The organism is Clostridium sp. FS41, from assembly GCF_000954015.1.
GTDB classification, from domain to species: Bacteria; Bacillota; Clostridia; order Lachnospirales; family Lachnospiraceae; genus Enterocloster; species Enterocloster citroniae.
On the sequence record NZ_JYHN01000069.1, the window covers coordinates 270,494 to 283,120 of the forward strand.

The 12,627-nt window shown below is 50.1% G+C and carries 11 protein-coding genes; 1 reads left to right on the forward strand and 10 read right to left on the reverse strand.

Annotated elements, in window-relative coordinates; translation table 11 throughout:
- Window positions 1-90: 90 nt before the first annotated feature.
- The 3 genes from treR to CLFS41_RS22785 are packed head-to-tail and all read right to left on the reverse strand — an operon-like array spanning window position 91 to window position 2,444.
- Window positions 91-813, reverse strand: a complete 723-nt coding sequence (gene treR, locus CLFS41_RS22775) for a trehalose operon repressor (RefSeq protein WP_007866838.1) — start codon at window positions 811-813, stop codon at window positions 91-93.
- A gap of 60 nt (window positions 814-873) precedes the next feature.
- Entirely contained in the window at window positions 874-1,623 is a 750-nt protein-coding gene (locus CLFS41_RS22780; protein ID WP_045093553.1) for a TraX family protein, read from the reverse strand.
- Entirely contained in the window at window positions 1,620-2,444 is an 825-nt protein-coding gene (locus CLFS41_RS22785; RefSeq protein ID WP_082082664.1) for an HAD family hydrolase, read from the reverse strand. The genes CLFS41_RS22780 and CLFS41_RS22785 overlap by 4 nt, the downstream gene beginning before the upstream one ends.
- Window positions 2,445-2,639: 195 nt before the next feature.
- On the opposite strand from CLFS41_RS22785, the gene CLFS41_RS22790 reads away from it, so the two are divergent.
- Window positions 2,640-4,304 carry a hypothetical protein gene (locus CLFS41_RS22790; RefSeq protein WP_045093554.1) on the forward strand — a complete coding sequence of 555 codons (1,665 nt, stop codon included), beginning with the start codon at window positions 2,640-2,642 and terminating at the stop codon, window positions 4,302-4,304.
- 203 nt (window positions 4,305-4,507) lie between these two features.
- Here the strand turns inward: CLFS41_RS22790 and CLFS41_RS22795 are convergent, their stop codons facing one another.
- The 7 genes from CLFS41_RS22795 to CLFS41_RS22825 all read right to left on the reverse strand — a co-directional run bounded on the left by CLFS41_RS22795 (window position 4,508) and on the right by CLFS41_RS22825 (window position 12,489).
- Window positions 4,508-5,095 carry a biotin transporter BioY gene (locus tag CLFS41_RS22795; RefSeq protein WP_007866849.1) on the reverse strand — a complete coding sequence of 196 codons (588 nt, stop codon included), beginning with the start codon at window positions 5,093-5,095 and terminating at the stop codon, window positions 4,508-4,510.
- Window positions 5,096-5,269: 174 nt separating this feature from the next.
- Window positions 5,270-6,937 carry a 2-isopropylmalate synthase gene (leuA, locus tag CLFS41_RS22800; protein WP_045093555.1) on the reverse strand — a complete coding sequence of 556 codons (1,668 nt, stop codon included), beginning with the start codon at window positions 6,935-6,937 and terminating at the stop codon, window positions 5,270-5,272.
- Between the two features lie 387 nt (window positions 6,938-7,324).
- Window positions 7,325-8,677, reverse strand: a complete 1,353-nt coding sequence (glmM, locus tag CLFS41_RS22805; RefSeq protein ID WP_007866856.1) for a phosphoglucosamine mutase — start codon at window positions 8,675-8,677, stop codon at window positions 7,325-7,327.
- Between the two features lie 76 nt (window positions 8,678-8,753).
- Window positions 8,754-9,614, reverse strand: coding sequence for a dTDP-4-dehydrorhamnose reductase (gene rfbD / locus CLFS41_RS22810; protein ID WP_045093687.1), 861 nt, complete (start codon window positions 9,612-9,614; stop codon window positions 8,754-8,756).
- 181 nt (window positions 9,615-9,795) lie between these two features.
- Window positions 9,796-10,818, reverse strand: a complete 1,023-nt coding sequence (gene rfbB, locus CLFS41_RS22815; protein WP_045093556.1) for a dTDP-glucose 4,6-dehydratase — start codon at window positions 10,816-10,818, stop codon at window positions 9,796-9,798.
- Between the two features lie 45 nt (window positions 10,819-10,863).
- The gene (gene rfbA, locus CLFS41_RS22820; RefSeq protein ID WP_045093557.1) at window positions 10,864-11,763 is read right to left on the reverse strand and encodes a glucose-1-phosphate thymidylyltransferase RfbA; all 900 of its coding nucleotides are present in this window, start codon (window positions 11,761-11,763) and stop codon (window positions 10,864-10,866) included.
- A gap of 144 nt (window positions 11,764-11,907) precedes the next feature.
- Window positions 11,908-12,489: a hypothetical protein gene (locus CLFS41_RS22825; protein ID WP_045093558.1), complete on the reverse strand. Its 582-nt coding sequence runs from the start codon at window positions 12,487-12,489 to the stop codon at window positions 11,908-11,910.
- Window positions 12,490-12,627 lie beyond the last annotated feature (138 nt).

Below are 12,627 nucleotides of genomic sequence, written 5' to 3' on the forward strand. Positions count from 1 at the left end.
CCAATAGTTACCTACAGAGATATCATAGCATAGGGGATCACGGTGAGAGAATACCACGAGAAATCAAATGGTATCATAATCGGTCTTTTTTCACTTCGCCCTATGAGCCAGATCATAGAACACAAACCGGTCCGGCCTGTGGCGCGACTGGGTAAACTCAAACATTATGCCCTGGGCATTGTAAGTCATGCTGCTGACCACGGCCATACAGTTATACCCTTTCATGTCCAGATACTTTTCATCAATCTGGTTCATCCGCTCCACTGTCATCTTTCTTTTTGTGGTGACAATACTCTCCCCCAGCTCCTGTTCCATGTATTCATAGATGGACTTTTGTGCAATCTCCGGGGTCAGGGACTTCACCACGCATTTCAGGAAATAGTTATGGTCAATGATCAGGGCTTCCCCGTCAATGTAACGCACTCTCTGGATATAGTAGATCTGTTCACCCAATGGAAATGTGGTCCGCACCTGTATCTTCTCATCCACAGTCAGTTCTGCAAAGCATACCACCTGGGTGGTATAGGACTTTTTGTTCCTGGCCACAGCCTCCTTCATGCTCTCAATATTGCTCAGGAAGAATTCAGACTGCTCCTGGGGCTGATAGATCACCTGCACCCCTTTTCCGTGGATGCTCTGCACATATCCCTCATCCGCCAGCCGGCCTATGGCCCGGCGCACCGTGTTCCTGGAACAGTCAAACTCCTTTATAAGGGTGTGCTCCGATGCAAGCAGGTCCTGATAAGGATAGGTTCCGCTTTCGATCCTGTTTCTCAGCTGTGTATAAATATGGTCATATTTTGTTTTAGCCATGATAACCTCTCTGTCCCATATTAGGGTTTCTTACTTTGAAACACTCCTGCGCGGGGTGTTTCACATGATCCCCAGTGCGTACCTGCGGATCAGGAACAGCACCAGCAGGTGCAGGGGATAAAAACAATAAAACAGATATTTATTTCCCTGTCCGCCCTTTTCCCCGCTATAAAGCAGCAGAAAAACCGCTGACAGGGCTCCTGACCCAAAGCAGCTTTCCCAGCTGCCTGTGAATGCGACCAGTCCGCCCGCACCCGCCCGGGCTGTCCTGTGTTCTCTCAGGAAATAGAAAACTGCGATCAGGACCATCCCTTCCACCCCGTAATCCATTTGTCCCAGCCAGGCTGCTGCGCTGGCTGCGCAAAATACAAGCAGCATCCAGACATTCCTTCTCAGGTCATAATACCGCTGTGCCATTCTAAAGCCCTGGAGCATCAGGATACCGGTGGCCAGTTCAAAGAACACATTCCTTACGGAACCGACCCACATGTCAAATACAGCCAGTGAAAAGGGAATCTCTGAAATCAGGGCAAAGGCCATCAGCCTCAGCCAGTATTTTCTCCAGCTGCGGGTGTGGAGGAATCCCTCTGTGAGCAAAAAGCAGTACAGCGGAAATGAGATTCTTCCCACCACCCGCATGGTATATCCAACAATACCCACCACATTCTCCCAGGGCGTCTGCAGCAGGGGGCAGTACCCCAGAAGGGGGCCTTTATATACGTACAGATACTCAAACAGCACTAGGCCTATGTGGTCGGTCAGCATTGCAGCCATGGCGATCCATTTGAGGGCATTGGAACTTAATTTCATCTGAAATTCTCCTTTAGAACCGCCAGCAGCCCCTGGCGGTCATTGTCCAGGGTTACATGGGCGGCGCTTCGCTTCACCTCTTCACACGCATTGGCCATGGCATAGCTGTTGTGCACAGCCTGAAGCATGTCCATGTCATTGCATCCGTCCCCCAGGGCAATCACCTCATCCATCCCTACCCCGAAATAGCTGCACAGAAATCGCACCCCCTCTGATTTTTTTACCTTTCCGTCCATCACTTCCATATACACAGGTGAGGAGGTGGCAATGGAAAGCCGGGGATATTTTCTCTTAAGGCATCCCTCCAGCCGTTCTATCTCCTCATGGTCTCCCATGAGCAGGAACTTATGGATCCCCTGGTCTGCTGTAAATACAACCTTCATATCGCCGCGCTCCGCTTTGCGGCCGGTGATGGCTTCCTCCTTCATCACCCAGGGATTTTTATCATCATCCACCACCCATCTGCTGCCCCCGTAGGTATTGCAGCAGATCCGTGGATACTCTCTGTCCAATAGTTCCTTGATTTCCATAGCCACACCCAGGTCCATCTGACAGCTGTACAGGTTTTCACCCCTTTCATCCCGGATCAGCGCTCCGCTGTAGCACACCATGGGAGCACTGTTTCCAATCTGGTCCTGTATGGTGGTCATGGCATCCGGCATCCTGGCTGAAACAAGGATAAACGGGACTCCCTCCCGCTCCAGTTTAAGGATCTCCTGCCGGGTCTCCTCCGGCACCTGATGGCTGCTGTCTAATAATGTGCCGTCAATATCACTGAATATCATCTTATATTTATGTGGTGTCTCTATTGTCCTTCTCAAGCCTTACGGGCCTCCTGCTGCTTACTTTTTATAACATCTTATCACTGACCGGCAGGTTTGCAAAGCATTTTTTATGGTCATCCGGTATGGCTTTGCACTACATACCATCCATTCCCCCTTGTAATTATTCCAGCATGTTATATAATCAATAGTATGACCTTTGTTAAAAAGTCGTTAAAATTATGGAGGAAACACATGAAAAAAAAGACTCAGTTTTTACTGAACCTGGTTCTGACCCTCGTCTTTGCGGCGCTGATCATCTTCCAGGGTCCAAACTTAAACCCCCTGTACCCTGACGGTGCATTTTCCTGGTGCTTTATCATCAGCTGTTATGTGGTGCTGAATTTCTTCGTGGCCCTTGGAAGCCTGCGCATTACCAGCAATGAATTTTACCGTCCCCAGATAACCCTTGACAAAAGCGTAAAAGGCTACAAGACAGGTTTTGTCCTGCTGGCCATTTTGTGGGTCCTGTATTTTGCAGCGACCGTGCTATCCATGCCCCTGTTCAACTACAAGGCATACCGCGACCAGCTGGGAACACCGGTGGTGTCGGAATTTACGGACACGGTCCAGCCCCTGGCCTTAAACCAGCTCCCCATTGTGGACAAGAGTCTGGCCAAGGAACTGGCTGACAAAAAGGTGGGTGAGAACCCGGGACTGGGCAGCCAGGTGGTACTGGGCACCCCTGTGATCCAGAAGGTGAATGACAAGCTGGTATGGGTGGTTCCCCTGGAGCACTCCGGCTTCTTTAAATGGCTTAAGAACATGGACGGCTCTGCGGGATACATTGTGGTATCGGCCAGTGATGTCAGCGATGTCACCCTGGTAACGGACCACAAGATCAAGTACCAGGCAAACGCCTATATCCTGGATGACTTGAATCGTCATGTGCGCTTATTTGGAGGCGGACTTTTTAAAGGGCTGACGGACTACTCCTTTGAGCTGGACGATAACGGCGTGCCCTACTGGGTCATTTCCACTTATAAAAACCGCTGGCTCTTTAATCTGCCCGAGGCCACCGGAGTGCTGACAGTCAATGCCACCACAGGTGAGACAACCCATTACACCATTGACAGTCTGCCGGAATGGGTAGACCGCGTGCAGCCTGAACGCTTTGTGATGGAGCAGATACAGAACCAGGGTATGTATGTCCATGGCATCTTCAACTTCTCCAACCAGGATAAATTCCGCCCCAGCCAGGGTGATATCATCATTTACAACGGCTCCCGCTGTTACCTGTTTACGGGTCTTACCAGTGTGGGCTCCGATGAGTCCGCCATCGGTTTTATCCTGGTGGATATGGTCACAAAGGAATCTAATATTTACCAGATGAGCGGCGCCACGGAGATGGCTGCCCAGAGTTCAGCCGAGGGCAAGGTTCAGCAGTACGGATACAGAGCCTCCTTCCCCATGATCATCAATATGGACGGACAGCCCACCTATTTTATGACCCTTAAGGACAATGCGGGCCTGATCAAGCAGTATGCATTTGTGTCTGTTTCCAACTACACCAATGTGGGTACCGGAGAGACCATTGACAGCGCTCTGCGCAATTTCCGTCAGGTCCAGGGCACTGCCAACAGCAACATTTCCACAGGTCAGGCCACATCCGCCATCAAGGGAACCGTGCTGCGGATCGCCAGCGAGACCATTGACGACACCATCACCTACAAGGTGATCCTGGAAGAGCAAAAGGACCACATTTTCACCGTATCCTATGAACTCAGCAATGAACTGGCATTGACCCAGCCAGGGGACAGGGTGTCCATGGATTATATGGAGGACAGCTCCGGCGTGTGCGCTGCCTTCTCCTTTGACAACCTGGAATTCAAACAATCCGGCGCCAAGCCTGCCTCCTGACCCAGTGCCAAACCTGCCTCCTGACCCGTGAGGCAGTCCGGCGGGCCTTAATCCCGCCAGGATTGGAGCCTTATAACAACCGGAACGTACACCGTCTGGTATACCATGCAAAAATACCACGCAAAAATGCTGCCATAAGCGGTTTATATCCCGCCTGTGGCAGCATTTTAATGTTTCCCCCTTTTTGTCCCATCTTTCGCCGGTCAGTCAAACATCCGGACAATGGGCTTAAGCCGCCTTGCCAGCACTGCTGCCATGACGCATAATATGAAATCACCGCCCACGGTCAGCAGGAAACAGTTGATAAACACCAGCTTCCAGGTTACAGGCATATGGATGACAAAATTGCTGATAAAATAAAAATAAAACATTCCGGACAAATACATGACGATCATGCCCCAGAAAGCGGAAAACAGATACCATCTTACGGTTGTCCGCTGGGAAAGCCTGGCAATACTGCCCGTCACATAACAGGCAAAGGCAAATCCCAGGAGGAATCCGAATGTGGGCCGGACCAGATAGGCCGGGCCTCCTCCTGCGGCAAAAATGGGAACCCCCACCAGACCCACTGCCAGATAGATACAGACACTGAGGGTACCCAGCCGCGGACCTAAAAGGAATCCCGCCAGCAGCACAAAGAAAAACTGCAGGGTGAAATGCATGGGAAAGGGCTGCACCGGTATGTTGATCTGTATAAATGCCCCGGTTGCGATCAGCGCTGTAAATAAACCGCAAAATGCCATCTCCCGGACTGACAATGCCCCGTGTTTTACTAGTTTGATTCCGTTCATCTGCTGTGAGTCTCCTATTCTATGTTCGTATTCCAAATTTAGCTGATTTTATTATTGTACCAGCAATTACCCTGTATGAAAAGGAAAATTACAAAAAAGAGGGCCGGCCTCCCCTGGGAGATACCGGTCCCCTGACCTCAATTCCTATGTCTGATCCTGTAGCTGGTCCTGTATTTAATAGAATAATCTGTTCACGGCGCTGAATATGCCGCGGATGGAGGCCCTTGTGATATTGGAACTGATGCCAACGCCATAAGTGGCCTTGCCAGTGGTCTGGTCTACCAGATGGATATAGGAAGCAGCCTCTGCCCCGGAACCGGATGCCAGTGCATGCTCGCTGTAGTCCAAAACCTTGATCTGGATGCCAAGGGCATCCTCCATACCTCTTTGAACCGCATCGATGGGTCCGTTTCCAACGCCCTCAAAGGTCTTCTCAATACCATGATCCATATAGGTGACCTTAGCCAGTGTTGCAAACTCGCCATCCCCTGTCTCTGTATCTGTAATACGGCATTTCCTGAAATGCATTGGTTCCTTGCGATCCAGATAACTTTTCTTGAATTCCTCCATGATCTGCTCAGGCGCAACCTCACCCTGCTGCTCGGAAATCTTCTGGATCACATCCGCAAACTCCTTGTGCATACCCTTTGGAAGCTTGAAGCCATAGAAGGTATCCATTACAAAAGCTACGCCGCCCTTGCCGGACTGGCTGTTGATTCGTACAATGGGCTCGTACTCCCTGCCGATATCGCTGGGATCGATGGGAAGGTAAGGCACCTCCCAGTACTCCCCGTTCCTCTCGTGAAGAGCCTGCATGCCCTTGTTGATGGCATCCTGATGGGAACCGGAAAATGCAGTAAACACCAGCTTGCCCGCATAGGGATGTCTGGGCGGAATATCCATCTTGGTACAGCGCTCATAGATCTCTGCGATCTCACGGATATTCTCAATATTAAGTTCAGGGTTAATGCCCTGTGAAAACATATTATAGGCAACAGTCAGGATATCTACATTACCGGTGCGCTCTCCGTTACCGAACAGAGTTCCTTCCACACGGTCCGCTCCTGCCAAAAGGGCAAGTTCCGTGGACGCAACACCCTCTCCGCGGTCATTATGGGGATGTACGCTTAAGATAATGCTTTCCCTGTTCTTAAAATGTGTATTCATCCATTCGATCTGGTCCGCATACACATTGGGAGTTGTCATCTCAACCGTGGACGGAAGATTGATGATAATGGGATTCTCCTTGGTGGCGCCCCAGGTTTCCTGAACAGCCGTACAGATATCAAGGGCAAATTCCAGTTCCGTGCCAGTAAAGCTCTCAGGAGAATACTCCAGGCGGATCTGGGTGTCGCACTCAGCCGCATACCGCTGGACCATCTTGGTGCCGATCACAGCAATATCCTTTATGTCTTCCCTGTCCTTGTGGAATACCACATCCCTCTGTAAGGTGGAGGTGGAATTATAAATATGTACGATCGCCTTCTTAATTCCATCCAATGCCTCAAACGTCCTCTTGATCAGGTGTTCACGGCACTGTACAAGAACCTGTATCTGCACATCATCCGGGATCAGCTTGCGCTCAACCAGTGTGCGTAAAAAGTCATATTCAATCTGCGAAGCAGCGGGAAAGCCCACTTCGATCTCCTTAAAGCCCAGTTTCACAAGAAGATTAAACATCTCCACCTTCTCTTCCACCACCATGGGCTCTACCAGGGCCTGGTTTCCGTCCCTCAGGTCAACACTGCACCATACCGGCGCCTTCATAATCTCCTTGCCCGGCCAGGTGCGCTCCGGAAACTCTACAACAGGGACTCTCTTATATCTCTTATAATTTAACATAACATTTCCTCCATTCTGTTCATCAGTTTAATTGCAGCATGCCAATCCTACGGTATTCTTCCTCAGCCCGTACCGGGCAGTCGCTCAATTACGCCGTAACGGCGGACGATGAACAGTACTACTCTTACTGATTCAGCCCCACTTCACATCATTCCTTTACTTTTAAAATCGCTGTTCTTTTTCGCAACGTTAACTTATTATAGCATATTTCAAAATATCTGACAATACAGATACATTTCTCTGCTATTCTCAATAGTTATACCTTTCATTCCTCTGTTTTATAAATAGATGCTGTTTTCCACCATATTCAGGGAGTTGGGCTTAAAAAGGCTGCCGCAGCCCGCGCTAAAACAGCAGACTGCCACAGCCCATATCAAGTCCGTATCCTTACACACAATGTCCCTGGCCCTTCATCACGTCAATGACCTGGTCCACATATTTTTCACATAGATCCAGAGCCGGGGCCTCCACCATAACGCGCACCACCGGTTCCGTACCGGACTGGCGCAGAAGGATCCTGCCGTCAGTGCCCAGACTTTCAGCCACCCTGGCAACCTCTGCCTGGACAGCCCCGTCATCCTGGGCCTCCTTTTTATCCTTTACACGCACGTTTTTAAGTACCTGAGGATAGATCTCAACCTCTGACGCCAGCTTATCCAGAGGCTGCTTTTTCTCCAGTACTACCTCCATCACCTTCAGAGATGTAAGGATCCCGTCACCTGTGGTGGCATGTTTGCTGAAAATGATATGTCCGGACTGCTCTCCGCCCAGGCAGTTGCCTGTAGCCGCCATGTTTTCATACACATACTTGTCGCCCACAGCTGTCTTCACATAGGAGATGCCTTCCCTTTCAAATGCCTTATAAAGGCCGAAATTGGACATAATGGTGGTGACCACCGTATTGTCAAACAAGGTTCCCTGCTCTTTCATATACTTACCGCAGATGTACATGATCACATCGCCGTCCACCACATTTCCCATGGCATCCACTGCAATGCATCTGTCCGCGTCACCGTCATAGGCAAATCCCAGGTCGCATTTGTTGTCTGTCACAAACTTCTGGAGATACTGGATGTGGGTGGAACCGCAGTCCGTGTTTATATTCAGGCCGTTGGGCTCATTGTTCATCACGTGGGTCTCTGCGCCCAATGCATCAAATACATTCTTAGCAATGGCGGAGGCGCTGCCGTTGGCACAGTCCAGGGCCACCTTCATATTCTTAAAGGAACGGGTGGCAATGGAGATCAGGTAGCCGATATAGCGGTTGCGGCCTGCGGCAAAATCCACGGTGCGGCCAATATTTTCCTTCCTGGCCAGAGGGATCTCGCCCATCTCCCCGTCCAGATATTTTTCGATTTCCAGGATTACTGATTCCTCCAGCTTTTCACCCTTTTCATTGATAACTTTTATACCGTTGTCATAAAATGGATTGTGGCTGGCGGAGATCATAATGCCGCAGTTAAAACCTTCGGTGCGCACCACATAGGACACGCTGGGGGTTGTGGTCACATGGAGCAGATACACATCTGCGCCGGAAGCCGTAAGGCCTGCAACCAGGGAATACTCAAACATATAACTGCTTCGTCTGGTATCCTTTCCGATGACGACCCGGCATCTCTCATCCGGAGTCTTCTGTCCATAATACCATCCAAGAAAACGGCCCACTTTGTAGGCATGTTCCACTGTCAAATCCACATTGGCTTCCCCGCGGAAACCGTCCGTACCAAAATATTTACCCATTGATTCTTAATTCCTCCCTGTCTCTTTTTTGGCTGCTGTCATATTCCCCCGGCACTGTCTTATATAAATTACGGTACTACATCATACCATTCTCTTTTAAAGTCTCCAGGTAACGGCCCAGGGCATCCTGCCAGGCCGGCAGCCTGTCAAATCCATTTTCCGTCAGTTTTTCTTTGCTCATACGGCTGTTCTGAGGGCGCTTTGCCTTGGCCGGGAATCCGGACGAGTCCACGGGCGTCACCTTCACCCGGTCCATACCGGCCTGGCGGAAGATCTCGCAGGCAAATTCATACCAGCTGCACATCCCTTCATTGGTGGCATGATAACGGCCATAGCGGTCTGTCTGTATCATATCCACCAGAAGGCGGGCCAGATCATAGGTATAGGTAGGGGAACCCACCTGATCGTCCACCACGCTTACCGCACCCTTTTCTTTCCCCAGGCGCAGCATTGTCTTAATGAAATTCTTACCGTTAACCCCAAATACCCAGGCGATCCTCACAATAAAGTATTTGGACACGTTCTGCTCCACGCTGATCTCACCCTCGTACTTGGTCAGGCCATAGACATTGAGCGGTTCCCTGTGGTCATCCGGCTCCCACGGGCGCTCACCGCCACCGTTAAACACATAATCCGTGCTGATATACATCATCTTGATGTCCAGTGCCTTGCAAACCTTGGCGATATTGCGGGTCCCCTCAGCGTTGACCCTGCGGCACAGCTCCAGGTTATCTTCAGCAGCATCTACTGCAGTATATGCTGCGCAGTGGATAACTGCGTCTGGTTTTACATCGGAAATCACGGTTTCACAGGCTTTCTTGTCAGTGATATCCATCTCCTCCACGTCCACGCCAATGCCTTCAATCCCCCGTGAAGCCAGTTCGTTCATCACATCATATCCCAGCTGCCCTTTTACACCTGTTACAAGAACTTTCATAATACAATTCCCTCCGTTCTTAATAAAGGCTGGCAGAAAACCGGTACGCCCTTTGGGAAATCTTTCCCGGGCGTTCATGTCCTCCGTCAGCCACATCCACAACATTCAACTATATTGGTAACTATTCCAACAATACAGTTTCTGCACGGTTCTGCGTAGTTTTACACAGTTCTGCACAGCTTTACAGGCGGCTGCCGTACATCTTATCAAAGTAATTGCTGTACTCACCGCTTAAAATATTCTTCCACCATTCCTGGTTCTCAAGATACCATTTTATGGTCTGATCAATTCCTGTATCGAAATTATAGTTCGGCTTCCAGCCCAGCTCTGTCTCGATCTTAGTTGGGTCAATAGCATAACGCATGTCATGTCCCGGACGGTCCGTGACAAACTTGATCAGGCTCTCCGGTTTGTCCAGAGCCCTCAGTATGGTCTTGACCACTTCCAGGTTGGTGCGCTCATTATGTCCGCCGATATTATATACTTCACCTTCCCGTCCCTTATGGATCACAAGGTCTATGGCCTCACAGTGGTCCGCCACATGAAGCCAGTCCCTTACATTTTCGCCGGTGCCGTATACCGGAAGCTCCTCATCCGCCAGGGCACGGCTGATAATAAGAGGGATCAGCTTTTCCGGAAAATGATAAGGGCCGTAGTTATTGGAGCAGCGCGAAACAGTCACCGGCAGTCCATAGGTCCTGTGGTAAGCCAGCACAAACAGGTCGGCACCGGCCTTGGATGAGGAATAGGGACTGGATGTGTGAAGAGGCGTTTCCTCGGTAAAGAAAAGGTCTGGCCTGTCCAAAGGCAGGTCGCCGTACACCTCATCAGTGGACACCTGGTGATAACGCTTAATGCCATAGGTGCGGCATGCGTCCAACAGTGTGGTGGTTCCCATAACATTGGTCCTTACAAAGCTCTCGGGATCCGTAATGGAGCGGTCCACATGGCTTTCCGCCGCAAAGTTAACGATCACATCCGGCTTTTCCTTTTCAAACAGGTCAAAGATAAACTTCCTGTCGGCAATATCACCCTTTACAAACTTGTAGTTAGGCTTGTCCTCTACCGGCTTTAAGTTCTCCAGATTACCTGCATAAGTCAGCAAGTCCAGGTTGATGATCTGGTAATCCGGGTACCGGTTCACCATATGGTGTACAAAGTTACTTCCAATAAAACCGGCACCGCCGGTTACGATGATCTTCATCTTATGCTTCCTCCTTGTTGCGAACGCTTTGGATCGTCCGTCCCTTTAGATATCCTGGGGATGGATCTTATCCACATATTTGCCATCCAGAACATCCTTTAAATATTTTCCATACTGATTCTTTTTAAGGACCTCATAGGTTTCCATTACCTGTTCCCTGGTGATCCAGCCCCTGAGATATCCGATCTCCTCCAGACAGGCGATCTTGCGGTGCTGGTGGGTTTCCACTGTCTTCACAAAATTGGTGGCCTCCACCAGGGATTCATGGGTTCCCGTATCCAGCCAGGTAAAGCCCTGGCCCAGCAGGATCACATCCAGCTCTCCGTTTTCCAGGTAAATGCGGTTCAGGTCCGTGATCTCCAGCTCACCTCTGGCTGAAGGCTTTAAGTTCCTGGCATACTCCACCACCCGGTTGTCATAAAAATAAAGGCCGGTCACACAGTAATTGGATTTTGGCCGGGCGGGTTTCTCCTCAATGGACACAGCCTTTCCGTCCTTGTCAAACTCCACAATGCCAAACCGCTCAGGGTCGTCCACATAATAACCGAACACAGTTGCCCCTGTCTCTTTAGCCGCGGCCGCACGCAGTCGCTTTGTAAGCCCCTGTCCATGGAAAATATTGTCCCCAAGTACCATGGCCACAGAATCGCCGCCAATAAACTCTTCCCCGATGATAAATGCCTGAGCCAGTCCGTCCGGGCTGGGCTGCACCGCATAGCACAAACGAATGCCAAACTGATGCCCGTCCCCCAGCAGCGCCTCAAAACGCGGTGTATCATCCGGAGTGGAGATGATCAGGATATCCCTGATCCCTGCGTTCATAAGAACTGACAGCGGATAATAGATCATTGGTTTATCATAAATTGGAAGCAGCTGCTTCGAGGTTACCTTGGTCAGAGGATACAAACGTGTCCCGCTTCCTCCGGCGAGTATAATCCCTTTCATTTTTCCTCCTTCGCTATGAGCAGTGCCCATACCTCATTCGCTCTATTTTTCTTTGTCCAATATACCATACTATCTTTATTTTTTCAAATAAACTGATAAATATTTCGTTATTATTCAGGAAGACTTAATATTATTCCATCCCGGTCATTCCGGCTGTACTCCCGGCTCCCCCGGATAGAGGACACTGCACTCCCCGCCATTGTTAATGGTCTCCACCCGGATCGTACCCTCAGAGGACATCAGCCACACCTCACCGTTCCCCAGGGCAACTCCCATGTAATTGCCAAACAGCTCGCCATCCAAATCCCTGGACAGCCGTTCCTTGAAGTCTTCCGTAAACACCTGGTCATAGTAATCCAGAAACTGTTCTGCATCCTGTACCTCTATCTCCCTGTCAGGGAACACGATCTTTCTGGGGAAACGGATCATAGCGCTGGCCTCCTCCTTTTCGTCCGCAGTTATATGGCCAACAAACTTCCTGAACATATCCCTGGCATCCGTTTCGTGAATACCTGAGATCCTGAACATTTTGTCAGTGTCATCGGCCGCAGCGGCATCGGCCCGGTTCTCAGCGGACGGTTCCTCCGTGTTATTTGCTGCGGCGGCGTCATTTGCCTGATCCTCCTCTGTGGTCCGGGCCAATCTGTCCCCGCCGGCCGTTGAAGGTGAGCACGCTGTAAAAAGCATGCACACCGCTGTAAGTAAAACTGCAACTTTTCTCCTCATTTTCTTTCTCCTTTGTCCATATCCCTTCAAACAGTTCTCGGGATCATCACTGTATAGTATCTCATTTCCAAAGGATTATACCCCGTTTTATGTAACACTGCAAATTTATTCATAAAATTGTAAGGCGGCAGCCTTCCT

What these genes read in the sequence shown, in the direction of transcription:
- CLFS41_RS22780 (WP_045093553.1), bottom strand. Translation starts at nt 1,623, where the DNA reads ATGAAATTAAGTTCCAATGCCCTCAAATGGATCGCCATGGCTGCAATG.
- rfbB (WP_045093556.1), bottom strand. Translation starts at nt 10,818, where the DNA reads ATGAAGATCATCGTAACCGGCGGTGCCGGTTTTATTGGAAGTAACTTT.
- treR (WP_007866838.1), bottom strand. Translation starts at nt 813, where the DNA reads ATGGCTAAAACAAAATATGACCATATTTATACACAGCTGAGAAACAGG.
- rfbA (WP_045093557.1), bottom strand. Translation starts at nt 11,763, where the DNA reads ATGAAAGGGATTATACTCGCCGGAGGAAGCGGGACACGTTTGTATCCT.
- CLFS41_RS22795 (WP_007866849.1), bottom strand. Translation starts at nt 5,095, where the DNA reads ATGAACGGAATCAAACTAGTAAAACACGGGGCATTGTCAGTCCGGGAG.
- rfbD (WP_045093687.1), bottom strand. Translation starts at nt 9,614, where the DNA reads ATGAAAGTTCTTGTAACAGGTGTAAAAGGGCAGCTGGGATATGATGTG.
- leuA (WP_045093555.1), bottom strand. Translation starts at nt 6,937, where the DNA reads ATGTTAAATTATAAGAGATATAAGAGAGTCCCTGTTGTAGAGTTTCCG.
- CLFS41_RS22825 (WP_045093558.1), bottom strand. Translation starts at nt 12,489, where the DNA reads ATGAGGAGAAAAGTTGCAGTTTTACTTACAGCGGTGTGCATGCTTTTT.
- glmM (WP_007866856.1), bottom strand. Translation starts at nt 8,677, where the DNA reads ATGGGTAAATATTTTGGTACGGACGGTTTCCGCGGGGAAGCCAATGTG.
- CLFS41_RS22790 (WP_045093554.1), top strand. Translation starts at nt 2,640, where the DNA reads ATGAAAAAAAAGACTCAGTTTTTACTGAACCTGGTTCTGACCCTCGTC.